The organism is Plantibacter sp. 2H11-2 (assembly GCF_050031945.1).
GTDB lineage: Bacteria > Actinomycetota > Actinomycetes > Actinomycetales > Microbacteriaceae > Plantibacter > Plantibacter auratus.
Genome location: NZ_JBNBBL010000002.1, coordinates 229,343 through 250,654, shown reverse-complemented (window position 1 = coordinate 250,654; position 21,312 = coordinate 229,343). Strand labels below are relative to the sequence as shown.

The following is a 21,312-nucleotide window of genomic DNA, read 5'->3' as shown; positions in this document are numbered from 1 at the left end:
TGGTCAGCGGGCCGCGCGGACGCCCTGTCGCTGCCAGGTGACGACCATGCGTCGCGCATACTGGGTCGCCGCGACGAAGTGGCCGAGGAGTCCCAGGAGGATCGCCACGAAGCCGACCCCGCCGAAGACCCGGTAGAGCGCCGACGCCGGATCCCCGCCGCCGAGCGCGAGGCCGATGAGCAGCGCGAAGAAGCCGACGAAGAGGAACACCGTCCGGATCTTGCCGGCGATGCTCACCGGCACCTCGGGCGTCCCGCGGAATGCGACGACGGCGACGAACGCGAGCAGGAGGTCGGGGACGATCATGACCACGAACACCTGCCACGGGATGATCTGCGCGATGGCGAACGACGCGGCGACCACGACCACGGTCAGACGGTCGGCGACCCCGTCGAGCCAGGTGCCGAGCGCGGAGACCGTGCCCATGCGGCGCGCGATCTGCCCGTCGGCGACGTCGCTCAGGAACACCACCGCGCCGACGACGAGCGCAGCCCAGTAGGAGCCGGTGATCACGAGGGCGGCGAACACCGGGAGCAGGACGATGCGCCCCGCCGTGATCGCGTTCGGGAGGTTCTTCCAGTCGTCGTCGGAGAACAGCTGCGTCCGGAGGCGCGCGAGCGGCGTCTTCTCGTGCAGGGTCACCGGGATCATCGCCTCGTCGCCGGGGATCGCGGCACCGCGGCGGAATCGGGCGATCGCGACCACCGTGACCACCACGACGAGCGCGAACAGCAGCACCCAGCCGGTGGCACCGAGGTACTGGCGGACCGTGTCGAGTGTGGCGCGGACGAGGGAGCCGACCCCGACGTAGACGGCGGACCAGAGGAGGGAGCCCAGCAGCGATGCCGCGAGGAACGACCGGTAGGGCACGCGGGCGACCCCGGCGGCGGTCGGTGTCAGGCATCGGAGCACGGGGACGAGCCTCGTGAGGAAGACGGCCTGGGCCCCGCGTCGCTCGAGCGCCTCGACCGCGCGGTCCCAGCCGTCGACGCCGAGCCGTCGGACGATGGCCGAGTCACGGAGGCGACCACCGGAACGCCGACCGAGGAGGTAGCCCAGCTGGTCCCCGAGCGACCCGCCGAGGGCGACCGCGAGGAACAGCACGAGGGCACCGGGGGCGGAGTCGAGCATGGCCGCGAGGAGGAGCACCACCGGTTCACCGGGGACGACGAGGCCGAGCCACAGGCCGGACTCGGCGGTCGAGAACAGGAGCCCGAGGAGCCAGATCAGCGGATCGGGCAGCGCCGTCGCGGCGTCGTTCACCCACCCGATGATGTCCACGGATCCCCGTTCAGCAGTGCGATCCGCACTCCTGGGTGGGGCGCGGCTCGCCCAAGTCTACGGACGAGCCGCGCCCTCCCATCCCCGAGGGGTCGTTCAAACGGTCATTCGCCGGACAGCTCGTCCCGATTCGCGCGTCGACGACGCAGGACGGCCGCGGTGACGACACCTGCGGCACCGAGCACGAAGAGCGCTCCGGCAGCGACGATCCACGGCATCGCGTCCGCGCCGGTCGAGGGCAGACGACCCGCGTTGCTGGGAACGGCGGGGTTGCTCGGAACGGCGGGGTCGCTCGGCGTCGCCGTTGGGACGGGCGGCACCGGAGCGACCTCATCGGCGACGAGCACGAAGGTGGGCACCGTCTGGACCGCGCCGTCCGTACCGACCACGACGGTGGCCGTCGTGGCACCACCCGCGGGCACCGAATACCCGGCCGGGACGGTCAGCGTGACCTCGTAGCTGCCCGGCGCCAGGTCGGCGAGCCCGTAGGAGCCCTCGGCCGTCGTGGTCAGGGCGACCGGGCCGCCCGGCGTCGTCACCGTGACCGTCGCTGCGGGCACGGGGGCGTCGGTGTCCGTCCGGACGTCGCCGATGACGGTGCCGAGCCGAGCGAGCTCGAAGTCGACCGCGTCCAGATCGGCGCCGGCGAGCTCCTCCGCCCGGGTTGCGGCTCCGGAGACGACGTACCCCTCCGGGGCGACGACCGAGACCTCGTAGGAGCCAGCGGGCAGGAGCGGGAAGCGGTAAGAACCGTCGGCGGCCGTGACGGCGCTCTCGACCCCGTTCGGACCGTCGACGCTCACGGTGACACCGGCCACACCGACTCCACCGGACGTGATCACCCCGCCGAGACTGGGATTCGCGACGAGCACGAAGTCCTGCTCGGTGATGGGTGTCTCGCTCCCGACCGGGACCGTGAAGACGTTCGGCGGGCTCTGCACCGCGTAACCCGCGGGCGGCGTGATGACGACCGTGTGCTCGCCGACCGGCACGGTGTCGAAGAGGTAGTTCCCGTCGGTGTCGGTGGTGACGCTGCCCGCGCCGTCGATCGTGACCGTGGCTCCGACGATCGGCATACCGTCCGTGTCGAGCGCGGTGCCGGACACGGCGACGGGCACGATGTCCCGGACGGTGAAGTCCGCGACGGCGTCGGCGTCCGTGAGGTCCGCGGCGGCTCGTGCGGGACCGTCGGCGATCTTGCCGGCCGGCGGGACGAGTTGCACGGTGTAGCCGTCGGTCGCGAAGTAGCCGGCGAAGGTGTAGGCGCCGCCACCGGCGGTCGTGGTCGAAGCCACCACCCGACCGTCGCGGTCGATGAGGCGGACGCCGACACCGTCCAGCGGGCCGGTGGTCTGCTCGGTCACGGTGCCGGTCACGTCGCGCGCGATCGACGCGAACCATGCCTGGTAGACGGGCGCGCCGAGGCGCTGCTGGAAGGTGAACGTGAGGCTGGAGATCGGGGCGGAGGGTTCGAACCAACCCGCCGCGCCGGCGGTGTCCGCGGCGGCGGCGTTGCCGCGGAGCACCTGCGTCGCCGGGTCCCAGGTGGGGACGTCCGTGGCGGAACCGGTGCAGGACGGCTTGCCGGCCAGACCGGGAGCGCAGTAGTTGAAGCCACCGTTGAACCCGAGCTCGTCAGGGGTGAGCGCGGAACCGTCGGGGCCGATCGCCGTCACGGTGACCTGGTCGGCGTCGATGTCGCCGAGGACGAACGTCCAGCCGGACGGCGGTGTCGGCGTCGCGAAGGAGTAGGTCGTGGTCGAGGGCGACGCCGCGTTGTTCGCCTTCGGCCGGAGGTTCAGGTAGGCCTGACCGCGGCTGCTGCCGTACTTCGCACCGACGGGGGTGGACGCGGCCAGCCAAGTCGTGGTGCCGGGGATGACGCCGATGCCACCGCCGCCGACCGAGTCGCTCGTCAACGCCGCCGTGAGGGCGGGCTGACCGGCCAGGGTCATCGTGCCCTGGTACGACCCCGATCCGCCGGAGAGCTCGGACCACGTCGCCCAACTCGAGGTGGTCGCGGCGGAGGCTGCCGGGACGGCTGCGGTGAGGGCGAGCGCGGAGGCTCCGAGCAGGGCGAGCACAGCGGCTCCGATGCGGCGGGTCACAGGCGTCAGGATAAACACACATCGGTCGCCCGCGGAAGCCCGGTGTCCCGTTTCCGAGGGTCAGCCGAAACAGTGGTACCGACGGGCGCGGCACCGCAGACCCATGGACCGGACGCGCAGGATCATCCCGCGGGAGGACGGGAGATCGGGCGCGCGGGCGACGCGCCCCGGCGGCGATCCGAGGAGGCTGGAACCATCAACCGATCAGCTCCGCACACCGCGGAGGAAGCTCCGCACCTCGCGGAGGAAGGAACCCCACCTCATGTCCGCCTCAGCCACCACCGAGTCCCCCACGATCTCGCCCGCCGAGGACGTGACCCTGGCAGACGCCCCGACCGAAGCGTTCGGCCCCGAGCCCCTCACCCAGGCCACGCCCGTGCAGGAGGTCGCGCCGACTCAGCCGACGGCCCCGCTGCCCCTCGCACCCGTTCCTGCTGCGACGACCGCCGACCGCGAGAGCTCGACCCAGACGCTGTCGATCATCGCGTTCGCCCTGTCGATCGCCGCGGTCGTGGCCCCGTCGTTCGTGCTCCTGCCGATCGCCTCGCTCGTGCTCGGCATCATCGCGCTCGCCCGCAAGCCGAAGTCGAAGGGCTTCGCCCTCACCGCCGTCATCATCTCCGGTACCATGCTGGCGCTCGCCCTGATCGTCGCAGCCGGTGCAGCCCTGCTGCTCGGGGTGTCGGTGATCAGCAGCGGCTACGCCGGCTGACCCGATCTCCCGCCCGACGCCCGTCCGCTCCTCGAGCGGGCGGGCGTCGTGGCGTGTGTCCCGGACATCCCGGACAGCCGTTGATTGTTACACAATCCTGCGGCAGGCTGTCCCCATGACCCGTTCGCCGACCGAAACCCAGACGACCGGCACCAGCACTGCCGCGGGGCGCCTGCCCGTCGCAGCCGCGATCCTCGCCGCCGTGTGCTTCGGGACGACGGGCACGGCTCACGCGCTCCTACCGATCGAGGTGGGATCGGTCGCGTTCGGCGCTGCACGCATCGTCTTCGGCGGAGCGCTCCTCGTCCTCGTGTGGGCGGTATTCGCCCGCCGCTCGAGGTCCACTCCACCTCGGACCCGCGCAGCGGAACTCGGGAGGCCCGCGCTGGTCGTCGCCGTCGTCGTCGGCACGATCGGCGTCACCGCGTACCAGCCGTTCTTCTTCCTCGGAGTGGAGCGCAACGGTGTCGCGATCGGGACCCTCACGGCGCTCGGCTCCGCACCCGCGATCACCGGCCTCCTCGAATGGGCGATCCACCGCCGGCGCCCGAGCGGCCGCTGGTTCCTGGCCACGATCGTCGCCGCAGCCGGTGTCGCCGTCCTGTCCGGGGTGACGGGCGGCGGGATCGGGACCGTCTCGGTGGGCGGGTTGCTCGCGTCCGTCGGAGCCGGAGCCTCCTACGCCCTGTACACGCTCTGCAGCAAGGCGCTCATCGAGCACGGATGGACACCGCTCGGCACCATGGCGGCGCTCTTCGGCGGAGCGGCGCTCGTCTCGGTGCCGATCCTCCTCGCCACTGAGACCGCCTGGATCCTCACCGTGCCCGGCGCCCTCGCGGTCGCGTGGCTCGCGCTCGTGAACACGGTGGCGGGGTACCTGCTGTTCGGCTACGCGCTCGGCGGGCTGCCCGCGTCTCGGGTCGCGACGCTCACGCTCTTCGAACCACTGACGGCGACGCTCCTCGGCATCTTGCTCCTCGGAGAGTCCTTCGGGCCGTCCACCGTCGTCGGTGCCGCGCTGCTCGTGACCGGACTCGGGATCCTCGTCCTACCGAAGCGCATCGACCGTCGCGAGGTCGCCCGATGACCGCGGTCGACGCCGTCGCGGACGCGCTGCGGGAGGACATCCTCGACGGACGGCTCGGCGCGGACGAGCCGTTGCGGGAGACCGCCCTCACCGCCCGGTTCGGCGTCAACCGGCACACCGTCCGAGCGGCGCTCCGGGCGCTCGCGGCGGAGCGCCTGGTCACGTTCGAGGCCTACCGCGGCGCCCGGGTGCGGTCGTTCAGTGATGCCGACGTGCTCGCCCTCATGGAGTACCGGACGGCGATCGAGGCCGAGGCGGTCCGGCTGCTGCGAACGCGTGCGGAGCCGTCGTCGCGCCCACCGACCTCGATCATCGCGGCGAACGACAGTCTCCGACGCATCTGCCTCGACCGACCCGGCGATCACCGCGCCATCGAGGTCGCGCACGCCGAGCTGCACCACGCGATCGTCGCCGCGGCCCGGAGCCCTCGACTGAGCGAGGCGCACGCCGGCCTGCTCGCCGAGCTCGGCCTGTTCATGGTGCAGCTCCGGAGCGTCCTCCCGCCCGAGGAACTCATCGACCAGCACGACCGACTCGTCGACGCCCTCAGCGGCGACCAGGGCGAGGCGGAGCTCCGCGCGCACCTCGCGCACTCGGCGGAGCAGCTCATCGCCCCGCGCCGGTCGGCCCCCTGAACTCGGCCCCTGAGCCCCCCCTTCTCCGATCCCTGAGCCGCCCCTTCCGGTCCCTGAGCCACCCCTTCCGGTCCCTGAGCCACCCCTTCCGGTCCCTGAGCCACCCCTTCCGGTCCCTGAGCCACCCCTTCCGGTCCCTGAGCTTGTCGAAGGGCACCTCGACAAGCTCGGTGACCGGGTGGCGCTCGGCGACCGGGTGCGGCTCGACGACCGGACGGGCCGTCAGCCTCGCGTCGAGGTGACCGCCTCCGGCCGCGTCGCGGTGGCGTCGGCCGCCGGCCGGACGGCGGGGTGCTCCTCGGACGGGCCCGACCACGGCAGCGTCACCGTGAACGTGGTACCGGCGGATGACGAGGCGACCTCGATCGATCCTTCGTGGCCCTCGGCGATGGACAGCGCGATCGCCAGGCCGAGGCCCGTGCTGCCGGCGGCACGCGAGCGCGACGAGTCGGCCCGGGCGAACCGGTTGAAGAGTTCGGGGAGGAAGGCCTCGTCGATGCCGGGTCCGTCGTCGGCGATCGTCAGCGAGGCGCGCTGCGGCTCGTCGGGACTCTTCGGTGCGCTGATGCGGGTGACCACGGAGGTGCCGGCCGGGGTGTGCACGGCGGCGTTCGACAGCAGGTTCACGACGAGCTGGTGCAAGCGCTCGCGGTCGCCGCGCACGATGATCGCGCGCTCCGGCACGTCGACCGACCAGTGGTGTGCCGGTGCCGAGACGGCCGCGTCGCTCACGGCGGCGGCGACGAGGTCGCTCAGGTCCACGTCGTCGAGGTGCAGGTCCTGGCCCTCGTCGAGACGCGCCAACAGGAGCAACTCACTGACGAGCGAACTCATCCGGGTCGCCTCCGACTCGATGCGGGCGAGCGCGTGCTCCGTCATGGGCGGGAGGTTCTCGCTGTCCTGGCGGGTGAGCTCGGCGTAGCCCTGGATCGCAGCGAGCGGCGTCCGGAGTTCGTGGCTCGCGTCGGTGACGAACCGGCGCATGCGCTTGTCGGTCGCGGCTCGGACGGCGAGTGCGCGGTCGACGTGGTCGATGAGGCCGTTGAGCGCCTCGCCCACCTTGCCGATCTCCGTCCGGGGATCCGTGTCGGCCTGATCGACCCGCACGTCGATCCCGGTGTCGCCACGCTCGAGTTGCAGGGTGGACACCTCCTCGGCGGCGGCGGCCACGCGGGACAACGGTCGGAGCCCGAGGCGGACCACGATGATCGCCCCGACGATGGTGACCGCGAGCGCGAGCACGGCAAGGATCGCGATGACGATCGCCTCCTGCTGCACGGCGGCACGCGGGGTGGCGAGCGAGACGCCGGCCACGAGGGTCTCGCCGTCGCCGTGGTCGAGGAACTCGAGTCGGTACCCGCCGAGCGACCCCAGCTCGATGTTCTGTCGCTCGGAGCTGTCGACCGCGACGGCCTCCTCGATGAGCGCCTTCGTCCGCACGTCGAGCGCCGTCGCGTTGGACTGGGTGAAGCGCGCGGAATCGACGACCCCACCGTCCGCGACGAGCGCGATGAGCGTCCCGGGCCCGTGGCCGACGTAGTCCACGAACGGCTTGACGTAGCCGGGCTCACCGCGCGTGGCATCGGGGTCCACCACGGCTCCCCCGCCCGCCTGCTGATCGTGGAACTTCACCACGGAGTGCTCGAAGGCCTCCATCGATCCGGTGAGCTGGGTGTCGACGACGGCGGTGACCGACCCTTCGACCGTGACGATCGTCAGGATGCCCGACACCGCGAGGACCGCTGCGATGACCGCCGCGATGCCCGTCACCAACCGTCGCTGGAGCGTCCACGGGTGCCGCCGGTTCGCCCGAGGCGTCGGCACGCCCGCAGTCGGAACCGATGCGGTGCTCATTCGACCGGCCGCAGCACGTATCCGACACCGCGGACGGTGTGGATCATCGGCGCACGGTCGGCGTCGATCTTCTTGCGGAGGTAGGAGACGTAGAGGTCGACGATGCTGGCCTTGCCGGCGAAGTCGTAGTTCCACACGCGGTCGAGGATCTGGGCGCGGCTCAGCACGCGCTTCGGATTGCGCATGAAGTAGCGCAGCAGTTCGAACTCCGTCGTGGTGAGCGCCACCGGCTCGCCGTCGCGGCTGACCTCGTAGCTGCGCTCGTCGAGGAAGAGCCCGCCGATCGTGATGCGGGAGTCGTCGTCGGACACGACGTGCGCGGTGCGGCGGAGGAGACCGCGGAGACGGGCCACGAGCTCCTCCAGCGAGAACGGCTTCGTCATGTAGTCGTCGCCGCCGGCGGTGAGTCCCATGATGCGGTCGTCCACCGAGTCGCGAGCGGTGAGGAACAGCGTCGGGGTGCCCGATTCCGGCTCCCCCTGCGAGAAGCTGCGGAGCTGGCGCAAGACGCTCAACCCGTCCATGTCGGGCAGCATGATGTCGAGGACCACGACGTCCGGACGTTCCGTGCGGTAGCGCTGGACGGCCTCGCGACCATTGGTGGCGACGTCCACGACCCACCCCTCGTAGCCGAGGGCCAGGCTCACGAGGTCGGTCAGGACCGCTTCGTCGTCGACGAGGAGGACGCGGATGGGTGAACCGTCGGCCCGGTACATCCGCGGTAGCTTGGCGAGGACCGCCCGGCGGCGCCCCGAGTCGACGATCTGCGTTGGCAGGTCGGAGGGCATGGGTCGATTATCCGTCGTCGAGCTGCGAGGCGCGGGGAGCGACGGGCGATTCATAGAGGCCTCATATCTTTTCAGGCCGAGCCCATGGGTGCGGTGCCTACCGTGGAGGGCATGACCCGAGCAGAGCCCCTGGGCACGTCGTTCGCCCCCCGCCGTCGTCGGACGGCCGGAGCGACGGCCGAGCCTGCGGACCGGATCCGGAGCGGCCTCGCCGCCGCCGTCCGTGCTCTGCGTCCCCTGTTCCCGGCAGGTGTCTCACGTCCTCGATTCCTCCGCGGGCCGCGGATCGAGGCTCCCGTCGACGCGCACCCGATCAGCACCGACCGTCTCGTCCTGCGTCGCCACCGGTTGGAGGACGCCGAGGCCTGGTACCGCATCCAGTCCACACCGGCGGTCGTCGAGCACCTGCCGTGGCCGGTCCGCGACCGCGAGGCGTCCCGTGAGCACCTGCGGCACCGCGTCGGGCACCACCGCCTCTGGCAGTCGGGCGACTTCCTCGCCCTGGCCGTGGAGCACGACGGGCGGCTCGTCGGCGATGTCTCCCTGCATCTCCGGGAGGTCCACCCCGCCGAGCGCTCGGTCGAGATCGGATGGGTCCTCGACCCCGCCGTCGGCGGACGCGGTCTCGCGAGCGAGGCCTCCGAGGCGATGATCGACCTGGCCTTCCGCGAGCTCGGGGCGAAGACCGTGACAGCCGTCATCGAGCCGGAGAACACCAGGTCCATCGCCCTCGCCGAGCGGCTCGGCTTCCTGCGGGCGACCGCGCCGCGCCGGTCGTCGAGCATCACCTTCGCGATCACGCCCTCGCTCCTCGCCGCGCGTCGTGCAGAACGCGTCGAAGCCACGCACACGGGGTCCACCGTCACGCGCCCCTGATGGCCGGCGTCCCGATCGCCGAACCTGCCGGGGCTGAGTCTCCCCCACTCCAGCCTCGGCAGGTTCAGCCGTCGGGACGCCGGCGACGTGCGTCGCTCGTGTCACACGTTCACAACTCAGGTGCCCCCGGCGCGTCGCCTCCGGCTGCCGCCCGAGGGCGCCGACCCGCCCGTAGCGTCCTGAGTTGGGAGCAGTCCAGGGTTCCGGTCGGTTCCAATATCCTATAGGATTATTGCGATGTGCCGGCTTGCGCCGGATCGACGGACTCGATGACGAGGAGATGCAGATGACCAGGCTCTGGAACCGACCGGCCGACTTCGCGGACGAGATGGTGGACGGCTTCGTCCGCGCCAACGGACGCTGGGTACGCAAGGTCTCCGGCGGGGTGTCGCGCTCCACCAGGTCCGCGGAACCGGAGGTCGCCCTCGTGATCGGTGGCGGCTCCGGGCACTACCCCGCCTTCGCCGGCCTCGTCGGACCGGGACTCGCCCACGGTGCGGCCATGGGCAACCTCTTCGCGTCGCCGTCCGCACACCAGGTGGAGAGCGTCGTCCGCGCGAGCGAGCAGGGACGGGGCGTCCTCCTCAGCTACGGCAATTACGCCGGTGACGTCCTGCACTTCACCGCGGCGCAGGACGCCGTGAAGGCCGACGGCATCGACTGCCGCACGGTCACCGTGACCGACGACATCTTCAGCGCCCCGCCCACCGAACTCGAGAAGCGGCGCGGGATCGCGGGCGACCTCACTGTCTTCAAGGTCGCTGGCGGTGCGGCATCGGGTGGGTACTCCATCGACGACGTCGAGCGCGTGGCGATCCTCGCCAACGCCCGGACCCGTTCGATGGGCGTCGCGTTCTCCGGGTGCACGCTGCCCGGTGCCGACGAGCCGTTGTTCTCCGTGCCGGAGGGGCGGATGGCCGTCGGGCTCGGCATCCACGGCGAGCCCGGTATCGACGAGACCGACATCCCCTCCGCCGACGGGTTGGCGGAGTTGTTCGTGCACCACCTCCTGAATGAGGCCGAGATCCCGGACGGCGTCACGCCGAACGGCGCACGCGTCGTCCCGATCCTCAACGGCCTCGGCTCCGTGAAGTCGGAGGAGTTGTTCGTCGTCTACGACCGCATCGCCTCCCTACTGGAGGACGCCGGGATCACCCTCGTCGATCCGCAGGTCGGTGAGTTCTGCACGAGCTTCGACATGGCCGGCGTCTCGCTCACCCTGCTCTGGGTGGACGAGGAGCTGGAGCCACTGTGGAGTGCCGCTGCGGACACGCCCGCGTTCCGCACGGGCGCCGTCGACTCCGGCGCGCTCGAGACCGTCGCCGCCGACGACACCGAGGACGTCGCCTTCGTCGTGCCGGACGCCTCGCCCGAGTCGCAGGAGTCGGCAGCCGTCGTGGCCGACGCGATCTCCGCGATCCAGGAGCTCCTCGCGGAGCACGCGGACGAGCTGGGACGCCTCGACGCCATCGTCGGCGACGGCGACCACGGCATCGGCATGGACCGCGGGGCGACCGCTGCCGCCGCCGAGGCCGAGCGCCTGCGTGAGGCCGGTGCCGGCGTCGCGACGCTGCTCGACCGCTCGGGCGACGCCTGGTCCGACCGCGCCGGTGGCACCTCGGGCGCTCTGTGGGGCGTCATGCTCCGCACCCTCGGCGAGCGCCTCGGCGACGCCGAGCGCCCGACCGCCACCGCCGTGAGCGAGGGTGTGACCGCAGCGAAGGACGCCGTCATGCGCTACGGCAAGGCCTCCGTCGGCGACAAGACGCTCGTCGACGCCCTGGTCCCGTTCGCCGACACCCTCGCAGAACGCGTCGCCGCCGGCGAGGACCTCTCCACCGCGTGGACCACGGCGGCGGCAGCGGCCACCACCGCGGCCCACGACACGGCCGGTCTCATGCCCGGCATGGGTCGCGCCCGCTCGCACGGCTCGAAGGCCGTCGGCGTCGAGGACCCCGGGGCCGTCTCCCTCGCCCTCATCGTCGAGCGCGTCGGTACCCTCCTCGCCGAGCACTGAACGTCCGATCCACCGACAGACACCCCACTCCCTCAACAGACACCCCGCTCCTTGAGCAGACACCCCGCTCCCTGAAGCGACACACCGGTCCCTGAGCTTGTCGAAGGGCCAGCAACGAAAGGCACACCATGACCCGCACCTGGCGAATCGTCATCGGCTCCGATGACGCCGGTTACGACTACAAGGAGATCCTCAAGCGCGACCTCGAGGCGAGCGACCTGGTCGCCTCCGTGGTCGATGTCGGGGTCGACGCCGACGGCCACACCAACTACCCGACCGTCGCGGTGACCGCGGCCGAGATCGTCGCCCGCGGCGAGGCCGACCGCGCGCTGCTCATCTGCGGCACGGGCCTCGGCGTCGCGATCGCGGCCAACAAGGTCCAGGGCATCCGAGCCGTCACCGCGCACGACGGCTTCTCCGTCGAACGTGGGGTGCTCTCGAACGACGCCCAGGTGCTCTGCATGGGCCAACGCGTCGTCGGCATCGAACTCGCCCGCCGCAACGTGCGCGAGTGGCTCACCTACGAGTTCGACGCCTCGAGCGCGTCGAACGACAAGGTGCAGGAGATCAGCGCGTACGAAGCGTCCTGATGTCAGGACGTCCCAGACTCGTCGGCGTGAGCCTGAAGATGTACTTCGGGCACGCGCAGACGCTCGACTGGTGCTCGGTCGTCGCGGGGGTGTCGGCCGAGCACCACGCACTCCGATCCGGCGCGGCGGAGCTGTTCGTCATCCCCGGATACCTCTCGGTGACCGGCGCGGTCGAGCGGCTCCGCGGCGTCGCAGCCGTGGGGGCTCAGGACCTCGCGACCGAGGACACCGGGGCGTTCACCGGCGAGGTGAGCGGCGCCGAGCTCCGCGAGGTCGGCTGCGAGGTCGTCGAGGTCGGGCACGCGGAGCGGCGCCGACTGTTCGGTGAGACGCCCGACGTCGTCCGCGCGAAGACGACCGCCGCGCTCCGCAACGGTCTCGCGCCGGTGCTGTGCATCGGCGAGGCCGAGCACGGACACGCCGAGGTGGCGGCCGCGGAGTGCGTCGCACAGCTCGACGACGCCCTGGCAGGGGCGGTCGCCGCCGGGATCGTGGGCCGCGTCATCGTCGCCTACGAACCACACTGGGCCATCGGCGCCACCGAGGCCGCGAGGCCAGCCCACATCCGCACGGTGTGCCTCCGGCTGCGCGGCCACCTCGACGCGCTCGCCGCGGCCGGGCACATCGACACCTCCTCAGCCGTCATCTACGGCGGGAGCGCCGGACCCGGCCTGCTGACCACGATCGGCGACGCGGTCGACGGGGTCTTCCTCGGCCGCTTCGCCCACGATCCGGCAGCCCTCTCGCTGGTGCTCGACGAGGTGGCCGGCCTCGACCGCGCGGGCTCCGACCTGCCGCGATGACGCCTGGAGGCCCCGTAAACTGGTCCTCGACGATCATCGCGGCCGCTCGACCGGAGGTTCCCCTCCGTGACGACGCCTCGAGCACACCCTTCGGAGGCTGCCGTGGTTGATGCCGTCTTCCCGCTCGGCGCCTCCTCCTCGCTCGAACGCCGCGGTCTGCGCGACCGCGTCTACGAGCTGGTGCTCGACATGCTCCTGAGCTCCGGTATCGAACCGGGTGCCCGCCTGTCGATCGACGCGATCGCCCGCGACCTCGACGTCTCGCCGACGCCGGTCCGCGAGGCGCTCGTCCAGCTCGAGCGCACCGGCCTCGTCACCCGGGTCACCCACAAGGGCTACCGGGTGGCACCGCCGCTCGCCGACGACCAGCTCGAGTCGCTGTTCGACGCCCGCATCGTGCTCGAGAGCGGCGCCACCGCGCTGGCCGCCGCCCACGCCGACGAGCTCGTCCCGGCCCTCGAGGTCGCCCTCGCACAGCACGTCGAGATGACCGCCAGGGTGCGCGCCGCGGCGTCGGCCGGCGAGATCCCCGTCGCACTCCTCCGCGAGTACTTCGCGGTCGACTGGAACTTCCACCACCTCATCTTCGAGGGCACCCGCAACCCCTTCCTCCTCGACATGTCCGAGGGCATCTCCACCCGCGTGCACCGCATGCGCCAGACGGTCGAGACGGGCGTCACCGACGCCGACCAAGCGGTCGTCGAACATCGAGCCATCCTCGACGCGTTCTCCGACGGCCCCGAGACCGCCGCGGCGGCCATGCGCTCGCACATCGAGCTCGTGCGCACCCGCGCCCGCAGCGACGCCGAGCACTGAACCGCCCTTCGACACGCTCAGGGACCGGAGTCTGACAGGCGCCGGGCCAGGCATGCACCCTTCGACAGGCTCAGGGACCGAGTCCTCCGGTCCCCGAGCCGCCCTCCTCCGGTCCCTGAGCCGCCCTCCTCCGGTCCCTGAGCCTGTCGAAGGGCAGAACGGGGCCGACCGCCTGAGCGATCGACCCCGTCCGGGTGTTGCGGTGAGATTAGTGCGCCGTGCGGTTCGCCGTCGTCTCGAGCAGCTCGTCCGCCTTCGCCCCACGGAAGAACCGGGTGCAGTAGAGCATGGCGGCCGCGAGGAAGGCGAACACCCCGAGCGAGACCACGCCCCACACGCCGCTGTCGGTCGGCACGCTCTCGTTGATCCCGGTGCGCATGATCGGTGCCACGAAGCCGCCGAGGTTACCGAGCGAGTTGATGAGGCCGATGCCCGCCGCTGCAGCCGTTCCGGTGAGGAACGCCGTCGGGTAGGCCCACGTGATCGGCCCGACCGAGAGGAAGCTCGCCACGGCGATCGTGATGAACAGGATGCCGAGGATGGGCTGGTTGTTCGCGCCCGCCCAGGCCGAGGCCAGGATGAAGACGCCGGTCGAGATGTAGAACCACGTGCCCCAGGTGCGCCGACGGACGACGGTGTTCGCGTTCCGTCCCACGTAGTAGCAGGCGAAGAGGCCGACGAGCCACGGTATGGCCGCCACGAGGCCGACCTGCCAGCCGACGTCCTGACCGATGAGGTTCGAGACCTGCTGCGGCAGGTAGAACGTCGTGCCGTACACCGCGATCTGGAGGCAGAAGTAGATGATGGTGAAGTACCACACCTTCCAACTCGTCATCGCCTTCGCGATACCGGTCGGGCCGTCCGACTGCCGCACGGTGTCCTCGCGTTCCATCGCGGCCGTCAGCGAGTCCTTCTCCTGTTGGTCCAGCCATTTCGCCTGTTGTGGCGAGTTGGTGAGGAAGTAGAGCGCTGCGAAGCCGGCTAGGACCGCGAGCATGCCCTCGGCGAAGAACATCACCTGCCAGCCGTGCCACGGGGTCAGGGCGTCGCCGAAGCTGATGAGGCCACCACTCAGCGGGGCGCCGAGCATCTGTGAGAACGGCTGCGCCAGGTAGAAGATCGAGAACATCTGGACACGGACCTTGTTCGGGAACCACTCCGACAGGAACATGATGACGCCGGGGAAGAGCCCGGCCTCGGTCACGCCGAGCAGGAACCGCAGGACGATGAACATCGTGTCGTTCGTCGTGAAGGCGAACAGGGCGGCGACGATGCCCCAGGTCACCGCAATGCGGGCGAGCCAGAACCGGGCGCCGAACTTCTTCAGCAGCAGGTTGCTCGGGATCTCGAAGATCGCGTAGCCGATGAAGAAGATGCCGGCGCCGAGGGCGAAGGCACCGTTCGAGATGCCGCGGTCGACGCTGAGCGCCTCCTCGGCGAAGCCGACGTTCGTGCGGTCCAGGAACGCGACGAAGTACAGGATGACGAGCATCGGCATGAGGTGCTTCGACGCCTTGCGGATCGCCGACTTCAGCGCCGGATCGTTGGTCGATCCGATCGCCGGCGGATTGGGTGTGGACAAGACACTCTCCTTTGAGATGACTGGTGCGGGTGGGTGCTGCTGGTGCTACTGCTGCTGCTGGCGGTGGTCAGGAGACCATCGAGGGGATGATCATCCAGAGGCCGATGCCGACGAAGACGACGCCGAGACCGAGGAAGATCAACCGGGATTTGGTCCACTGACCGGTGAGGTGCTGCATGGTGCTGCTCCGTTCGCTCGTGGTGCGTGTGGTGGATCAGTGCATGTAGAGGCCGCCGTCGACGTTCAGCGTCTGACCGGTGACGAAGCCGGCGTCCTCACTGATGAGGTAGGCGATGGCGGCGGCGATGTCGCGTGGGGTGCCGATGCGGGGCAGGACGCCGTCGGCGGCCATGGCCGTCTTGCGCTCCTCGGTGAGGGTGCCGCCCATGATGTCGGTGTCGATCGGTCCGGGCGAGATGGCGTTGACCGTGATGCCGTCGTGGCCGAGCTCACGGGCGACGCTGCGGGTGAAGCCGATCACGCCGGCCTTCGCCGCCGAGTAGGCCGTCTTGCTGAAGGTGCCGCCGCCGCGCTGGGCGGAGACGGATGACAGGCTGACGACCCGACCGACACCGTTCGCGACCATCGACTCCACCGCACGGCGGGTCGTGTAGTGGACGCCGTTGAGGTTGATGTCGATGACGCGCTTCCACTCGTCGGCGCTCACCTCGAGGTAGGGCACCGGTGAGGCGACGCCCGCGAGGTTCACGAGGGCGACGAGCTGTGGGAGGGCGGTCTCGAGTGCGTCGAACGCGGCACGCACCTGCGCCTCGTCGGCGACGTTCGCGCCGGCGCCGGCCGCCTGCACCCCGTGCTGCTCCGCGATCTCGGCGGCGACCGCCTGCGCCGCAGCCTCGTCGAGGTCGATGATCCCGATGTTCCAGCCGAGTTCGGCGAGGTGGTGGGCGGAGGCGCGACCGATGCCGCGCGGGGAGGCTGCACCGGTGAGGACGACGGTCTTGGATTTGGGGAAGCTGGTGGCGGTCATGGCCGGCCTTTCTGCGTGGGAGTGGTGAAGTCGGTGTCCGATCGAGCCGGACGGTGCGCTCGGTCGGCGCCGCGCTCAGTTGATGGGCGCGGGGCCGAGCTCGTCCATGAGCTGCTTGATCGCGACGTAGGCCTTGTTGCGGTAGGCGATCAGCTCGGGCGTGCGGTCGGCCGGGACGTCGAGGTAGCCGGCACCCGACTTGGTGCCGAACTTGCCGGCGTCGACGAGCTCCTTGAGGGAGTCCGGCGTGGCGAACCGCTCGGGCCACCGGGTCTGGAGCGAGGCGTAGCAGAACGAGTACACGTCGAGTCCGGCCATGTCGGCGATCGCGAAGGGACCGAAGACGGGGAGCCGGAAGCCGAAGGTGGTGCGGACGATCGTGTCGATGTCCTCGGGCGTCGCGACGCCCTCCTCGACGAGCTGCGTCGCCTCGTGGAACAGCGCGTACTGCAGGCGGTTGAGCACGAAGCCCGTCGCGTCCTTGACGCGGGCGGTCTCCTTGCCGGTCGCTGCGACGATCTCCTCGACGGTGGCGATCGCCGCATCGGCGGTGGTCTCGTGCGGGATGAGTTCGACGCCGGGGATGAACGGGGCCGGGTTCGAGAAGTGGACGCCGAGGAACCGCTCCGGGTTGGTGACGGCCTCGGCGAGCGAACCGATGAGGATGGTCGAGGTGTTCGAGCCGATGATGGCGTCGGGCGAGGCCGCGGCGCTGATGCGACGGAGGGTCTCGTGCTTGATCTCGATCTTCTCGGGGACGGCCTCCTCGATGAAGTCGGCTCCGGTGACGGCCTCCTCGATGGACGCTGCGGGCGAGACGTTGGCGCGGATCCGCTCCACGGCGTCGGCAGGGAAGAGTCCGTCGGCGACGAACTGCTCGGCCTCGGCGATGAGGCGGTCGTAGTTCTTGCGCGCGATCTCCTCGGAGATGTCGGCGATGCGGACGGTGGCGCCGGACAGCGCGAGCACCTGGGCGATGCCGCCGCCCATGTACCCCGATCCGACGACGGCGATGGTGTGTGTGGTCATGATGAAGCTCTCCTGTGGTCGTCTGGATCAGGCCTGCGGCAGCAGGGTCCTGATGTACTTCTGGTTGGTGGAGCACATGCCGAGGCTGTCGCCGCCGTAGTGCTCGGCCAGGATGATGCCGTTGAAGCCGAGCTCGACGGCGTCACGGAAGACCTGGCGGTAGTTGATGAGCCCGGCCTCCATGGTGGAGGGCACGGACGTCGCCCAGCTGCCGTCGGCCGCCTCGTCGCGGGTGTAGTTCTTCACGTGCATGTAGTTGGCGTACGGCAGGGTCTTGGCGAACAGCTCGCGCCAGTCCTCCACCGGGCGGTGCAGGCGGATGAGGTTCGCGACGTCGGGGTTCAGACCGACGTTGTCGAGCCCGACCTCCTCCACGAACCGCACCGCGCTGTCGGCGGTGCCGAGGTAGGTGTCCTCGTAGAGTTCGAGGGCGAGTGGCAGCCCGACGTCGGCCGCGTGCTTGCCGAGCTCGCGGATGCGGCTGACGGCGGCGTTCCAGACCTCGGGGTCGTCGGGGTCCTTCGGGCCCTGGGCGGTCCAGAACCAGAGCGCCTTGCGCTGGGCCTCGCTGAAGGGCTGGTGCAGGCCGGTGGAGAAGACCTGCATCCCCCACTCGGCGGCGGCGTCGATCGTGCGGTGCGCGTACTCGAGGTTGCGCTCCTCGTGGCCCGGCATGATCACGCTCTGCCGCTGCAGGTGGACGGACGGGACGCCGACGCCGTGCGACTTCGCGATGGCGAGGAACTCGTCGCGACGGGACGGTTCGAGGTCGGCGGGCCGGACGTGGCTGTCGGGCAGTTCGGCGAGGGTGAACCCGACGCCGGCGACCTGCGCGAAGAGGTCGTCCCAGGCTTCGGGTTCCGCGTCGTGCAGGGAGACGCCGTTGCGGTCGACGGGTGGGATGCCGTGCAGGCAGGTGGCGATGGGCCAGGTGTCGGCGGTCCATCGGGGGGTCGACGCGGTCGCGGTCGTATCCGTCATGATGCTCCATTGCGCTCAGGGACTGCTCGGGGCTGGTGCTCCCGGTCAAAAAGATCCTATAGGAAATAGTAAAGCGTTTCCACGAATGCGCAAGGGCACTTCGACAGGCTCAGTGGCCGGCGGAGGGGCCGAGGCTCGGCGACCAGCGGAGCGGGAGGCGGGCTTCCGGTGTCCGAGCGCACCCGGCGGCACAGAGCACTGCCGGTCACCGAGCCTGTCGAGGTGGGACGTCGGGGCTCAGCCGCCGAGGATGTCCCAGTCCTCGTCGTCCGCGTCGGCGATGCCGCCCGCGATGAACGCTTCGCCGGCCTCGGTGGCGCGATCGCGCACACCGACCAGCAGCTCTTCCAGCGAACCGGCCGAGAGGAATCGCATCTGATCGATCTCGCTCACCGGGGCGATGCCCGCGAGCTGCCACGACGACTCCAGCGGGTCGTCGGCGAGCTCCACGACCGAGGCCCACTGCTGCTCGCTGAACTCGCTGGCCACGGCCAGCGAACGCCGCACCGCCGCCTCGGTCTCGTCCCGCAGCTGCTCCCAGCGCTCGTCCCACTCCAAGTCGTCGAGCGTGCGGATCTCGGCGCGTGGGTACGGGTCGTCCGGCAGCCAGTCGGTCACCTCGAAGCGCTGACCGCCCTCGGCGATCACCGCCACGAAGCCCTCGCCGCCGTCGACCTCGACGATCTCCGCCACGGTCCCTGTCCGGAAGCGGTGCTCACCGCCTCCCGTCTCGCGCCCGCGCTCGATGAGCACCACGCCGAACGCCGGGTCCTCGGCCTCGAGCAGGTGGGCGAGCATGGTCAGGTAGCGCTCCTCGAAGAGCCGCAGGGCGAGCGGCATGTGCGGGAACAGCACAGAGCCGAGCGGGAACATCGGCAGTTCGAGGACCGGGAGGCCGGACGCCCAGGGCTCGGCACTGAAGGAGTCGGTCATGTCACTCTCCCTCCGTCTCGCAGGTCCCACCGGGTGCCGCCCGGCGAACCGTCCACCCGAACCGTGCTGCGATCATAGTCGCCGGACACCGGAGGCGACTCAGTCGCCGAGGACCGCTCGCAGCGCCTGGTCGAACCGGATCGCCCGATCGATTTCGACCGCCGTCTCGTAGTCGGCCCCGCGGAGGGCGACGTGCAGCGGCCAGTCCACATCGATGAACCCGATTCGCCGATCCCCCACGAAGACGCCGAAGCGGTCGGCCGTGAGCTGCTCCACCCAGGCTCGGCGGAGTTCAGACGTCTCGCTGCCGGCGGAGCCCATGGAACGACCTCTCTCGGCAGGTGCAGTGACCGGGTCCGGACAACCCTTCGAAGTATCTCGATTGTCTAGCTATCTCCGCCGTGCTTCATCATGACAGCACCGACGGCCGATGGACAACTCCGTATCCATCAGACGAAACGAGCACGCCTCGACGCCATCGTTGCGAGATCGTGGCGCGATGGTCCGCGGATCTTCAGGAACCGTCCGTAGGATGCTGATCGTGGGGTGGAAGTGGCCGTGGGGACGCAAGCGCATCGTCGATGCGCCGGTCGATGCCGGGTCCGACCCCTACCTCCAGTACCTCGAGTGGGTCCGCCTCGGGAAACCGTCATTGGCATCACCCGACGATCCATCGCTGCAGTTCGACCCGCGGTTCGCGCCACGACTGGCCTCCGACGCCGTCAACTCCTCGCGCGCCGACGGCGTCTGAGCCTGCCGGTCCACACACAGCACAGCGCCCGACACCGAGGTGCCGGGCGCTGTGGACGTGCTTACGCGGTGGCCTGCTCCGCGACCTCTGCGCGGCGCGGGAGCTTCCAGCCCGGGCGCACGAAGTGGCACGTGTAGCCCCACGGAATGCGCTCCAGGTAGTCCTGGTGCTCCGGCTCGGCCTCCCAGAACTCGGACACCGGCTCGACCTCGGTGACGACCTTGCCTGGCCAGAGCCCTGAGGCGTCGACGTCGGCGATCGTGTCGCGGGCGACGCGCTCCTGCTCGGGCGAGGTGTAGAAGATCGCCGAGCGGTAGCTCAGGCCGACGTCGTTGCCCTGGCGGTTCTTCGTCGACGGGTCGTGGATCTGGAAGAAGAACTCCAGGAGCTCGCGGAAGGACAGCTTGCTCGGGTCGAAGACGACCTCGAGGGCCTCCGCGTGGGTGCCGTGGTTGCGGTAGGTGGCGTTGGCGACGTCGCCACCGCTGTAGCCCACGCGCGTCGACTTCACGCCCGGCATCTTCCGGACGAGGTCTTCCATGCCCCAGAAGCACCCGCCGGCCAGCACCGCGCGCTCGGTCGTCGTGCTCTGCTCGTCTGCTGCACTCATCGTGACTCCTCCTTCGTGCCGAGCACCGTGCGGGGTCCCCGCGTGCTCCGGTCTTCGGCTCCATGGTATGCAACAGCGTCCGCTTCCGGACTGTTCCGGCCGGGGCTTGCACTCAGCGGTCGCACAGGTGTGCGGACGCGACGGCAGGGCTCAGACGGTCCGCTTGCGGCGGAGCTGCTTGATCGACTCGTGGATCTCGGGCGCCAGCACCACGGCGCCGGACTGCTCCGACTGCTCGAGGGTGACGGCCTGCGCCTCGTCCGCCGCGGCGAACCAGGAGGCGATGGTGACGCCATGGCCGGGCTGTCGGACGATCTCGATCGGGTCGCCCGCCTGCACCGTCCCGCTCTTGACCACCTTGAGGTAGGCACCGGGCCGCGCGGCGTCGGCGAAGCGCTTCACCCACCGAGGCTCGCCCAGGCGCCGCTGGAAGGTGCCGCACGGGGTCCGCGGGCAGGTCACCTCGACGACGAGGGTGTCGCCGATCCGCCAGCGTTCACCGATCTCGGCACCGTTCACGTCGAGCCCCTGCGTGCGGAGGTTCTCGCCGAACAGCCCCGGCGTGATCTCCCGACCGAGCTCACCCTCCCAGAACCGCGCGTCCTCCTCGGCGTAGGCGTAGAGCGCCTTCGTCAGACCGCCGTGGTGTTTGCGATCGGCCTGCACGTCGCCGTACAGCCCCATCGGCCGCACGTGCAGCGGCTCGTCGACCGGGCGCTTGTCGATCGCGGTGACACCGATCGACCCGTCGTCCACCTGGAGGGCTTCGACGCGACAGAGGGCGAGGAGTTCAGACATGGGACCAGTCTGCCGTGTCGTCCGCGCCCGTCCGGACGACGGGGCCGGTGCGGCTCGGGTGGAGTGGCCCAGG

The 21,312-nt window shown here is 70.6% G+C and carries 21 protein-coding genes; 9 read left to right on the top strand and 12 right to left on the bottom strand.

Features of this window, described 5'->3' with window-relative positions:
* Positions 1–3: 3 nt before the first annotated feature.
* Positions 4–1,281, bottom strand: coding sequence for a CDP-alcohol phosphatidyltransferase family protein (locus tag ACQG07_RS05525; protein WP_426737695.1), 1,278 nt, complete (start codon positions 1,279–1,281; stop codon positions 4–6).
* Between the two features lie 104 nt (positions 1,282–1,385).
* On the bottom strand, positions 1,386–3,389 hold the full coding sequence (locus ACQG07_RS05520) for a carboxypeptidase regulatory-like domain-containing protein (RefSeq protein ID WP_426737694.1): 2,004 nt from the start codon (positions 3,387–3,389) through the stop codon (positions 1,386–1,388).
* A gap of 262 nt (positions 3,390–3,651) precedes the next feature.
* Between ACQG07_RS05520 and ACQG07_RS05515 the strand changes: the two genes are divergently transcribed.
* The 3 genes from ACQG07_RS05515 (at position 3,652) to ACQG07_RS05505 (ending at position 5,823) form a co-directional block, all read left to right on the top strand.
* The gene (locus ACQG07_RS05515; RefSeq protein ID WP_274500326.1) at positions 3,652–4,101 is read left to right on the top strand and encodes a hypothetical protein; all 450 of its coding nucleotides are present in this window, start codon (positions 3,652–3,654) and stop codon (positions 4,099–4,101) included.
* 115 nt (positions 4,102–4,216) lie between these two features.
* Entirely contained in the window at positions 4,217–5,188 is a 972-nt protein-coding gene (locus ACQG07_RS05510) for a DMT family transporter (protein ID WP_274500324.1), read from the top strand.
* On the top strand, positions 5,185–5,823 hold the full coding sequence (locus ACQG07_RS05505) for a GntR family transcriptional regulator (protein WP_426737693.1): 639 nt from the start codon (positions 5,185–5,187) through the stop codon (positions 5,821–5,823). The genes ACQG07_RS05510 and ACQG07_RS05505 overlap by 4 nt, the downstream gene beginning before the upstream one ends.
* A 222-nt stretch (positions 5,824–6,045) precedes the next feature.
* Here the strand turns inward: ACQG07_RS05505 and ACQG07_RS05500 are convergent, their stop codons facing one another.
* The gene (locus tag ACQG07_RS05500; RefSeq protein WP_426737692.1) at positions 6,046–7,677 is read right to left on the bottom strand and encodes a sensor histidine kinase; all 1,632 of its coding nucleotides are present in this window, start codon (positions 7,675–7,677) and stop codon (positions 6,046–6,048) included.
* Positions 7,674–8,465 carry a response regulator transcription factor gene (locus ACQG07_RS05495; RefSeq protein WP_064295688.1) on the bottom strand — a complete coding sequence of 264 codons (792 nt, stop codon included), beginning with the start codon at positions 8,463–8,465 and terminating at the stop codon, positions 7,674–7,676. The genes ACQG07_RS05500 and ACQG07_RS05495 overlap by 4 nt, the downstream gene beginning before the upstream one ends.
* A 111-nt stretch (positions 8,466–8,576) precedes the next feature.
* On the opposite strand from ACQG07_RS05495, the gene ACQG07_RS05490 reads away from it, so the two are divergent.
* The 5 genes from ACQG07_RS05490 to ACQG07_RS05470 all read left to right on the top strand — a co-directional run bounded on the left by ACQG07_RS05490 (position 8,577) and on the right by ACQG07_RS05470 (position 13,567).
* Positions 8,577–9,341 (top strand): GNAT family N-acetyltransferase, encoded by a 765-nt coding sequence (locus tag ACQG07_RS05490; protein WP_159875795.1) that lies wholly within the window; start codon positions 8,577–8,579, stop codon positions 9,339–9,341.
* A 286-nt stretch (positions 9,342–9,627) separates the two neighbouring features.
* Positions 9,628–11,358 (top strand): dihydroxyacetone kinase family protein, encoded by a 1,731-nt coding sequence (locus ACQG07_RS05485; RefSeq protein ID WP_274500322.1) that lies wholly within the window; start codon positions 9,628–9,630, stop codon positions 11,356–11,358.
* Positions 11,359–11,486: 128 nt separating this feature from the next.
* On the top strand, positions 11,487–11,948 hold the full coding sequence (locus ACQG07_RS05480) for a ribose-5-phosphate isomerase (RefSeq protein ID WP_071258616.1): 462 nt from the start codon (positions 11,487–11,489) through the stop codon (positions 11,946–11,948).
* A 26-nt stretch (positions 11,949–11,974) separates the two neighbouring features.
* Entirely contained in the window at positions 11,975–12,751 is a 777-nt protein-coding gene (locus ACQG07_RS05475) for a triose-phosphate isomerase family protein (RefSeq protein ID WP_426737691.1), read from the top strand.
* 102 nt (positions 12,752–12,853) lie between these two features.
* Entirely contained in the window at positions 12,854–13,567 is a 714-nt protein-coding gene (locus ACQG07_RS05470) for a GntR family transcriptional regulator (protein WP_244175592.1), read from the top strand.
* Positions 13,568–13,775: 208 nt separating this feature from the next.
* Here ACQG07_RS05470 and ACQG07_RS05465 read toward each other — a convergent pair whose 3' ends face one another.
* The 6 genes from ACQG07_RS05465 to ACQG07_RS05440 form a co-directional block, all read right to left on the bottom strand.
* Positions 13,776–15,149 carry an MFS transporter gene (locus ACQG07_RS05465; RefSeq protein ID WP_240044097.1) on the bottom strand — a complete coding sequence of 458 codons (1,374 nt, stop codon included), beginning with the start codon at positions 15,147–15,149 and terminating at the stop codon, positions 13,776–13,778.
* Between the two features lie 214 nt (positions 15,150–15,363).
* Entirely contained in the window at positions 15,364–16,137 is a 774-nt protein-coding gene (locus tag ACQG07_RS05460) for an SDR family NAD(P)-dependent oxidoreductase (protein WP_426737690.1), read from the bottom strand.
* Positions 16,138–16,212: 75 nt separating this feature from the next.
* Positions 16,213–17,166, bottom strand: coding sequence for a 3-hydroxyacyl-CoA dehydrogenase family protein (locus ACQG07_RS05455; protein WP_079706602.1), 954 nt, complete (start codon positions 17,164–17,166; stop codon positions 16,213–16,215).
* A gap of 27 nt (positions 17,167–17,193) precedes the next feature.
* Positions 17,194–18,147, bottom strand: a complete 954-nt coding sequence (locus tag ACQG07_RS05450; protein WP_192006009.1) for a sugar phosphate isomerase/epimerase family protein — start codon at positions 18,145–18,147, stop codon at positions 17,194–17,196.
* Positions 18,148–18,384: 237 nt separating this feature from the next.
* Positions 18,385–19,080: an LON peptidase substrate-binding domain-containing protein gene (locus tag ACQG07_RS05445; protein WP_236555265.1), complete on the bottom strand. Its 696-nt coding sequence runs from the start codon at positions 19,078–19,080 to the stop codon at positions 18,385–18,387.
* A 99-nt stretch (positions 19,081–19,179) separates the two neighbouring features.
* Complete coding sequence (locus ACQG07_RS05440) at positions 19,180–19,401, bottom strand: hypothetical protein (protein ID WP_079706600.1); 222 nt, start codon at positions 19,399–19,401, stop codon at positions 19,180–19,182.
* A gap of 211 nt (positions 19,402–19,612) precedes the next feature.
* Here ACQG07_RS05440 and ACQG07_RS05435 point away from each other — a divergent pair, with 211 nt between their 5' ends.
* Positions 19,613–19,831: a hypothetical protein gene (locus ACQG07_RS05435; protein WP_426737689.1), complete on the top strand. Its 219-nt coding sequence runs from the start codon at positions 19,613–19,615 to the stop codon at positions 19,829–19,831.
* Between the two features lie 61 nt (positions 19,832–19,892).
* On the opposite strand, the gene msrA is transcribed toward ACQG07_RS05435, so the two are convergent.
* Both msrA and ACQG07_RS05425 read right to left on the bottom strand, forming a co-directional pair.
* Complete coding sequence (msrA, locus tag ACQG07_RS05430) at positions 19,893–20,441, bottom strand: peptide-methionine (S)-S-oxide reductase MsrA (RefSeq protein WP_079706599.1); 549 nt, start codon at positions 20,439–20,441, stop codon at positions 19,893–19,895.
* Positions 20,442–20,591: 150 nt separating this feature from the next.
* Positions 20,592–21,239: an MOSC domain-containing protein gene (locus ACQG07_RS05425; RefSeq protein ID WP_274500316.1), complete on the bottom strand. Its 648-nt coding sequence runs from the start codon at positions 21,237–21,239 to the stop codon at positions 20,592–20,594.
* Between the last annotated feature and the right edge of the window lie 73 nt (positions 21,240–21,312).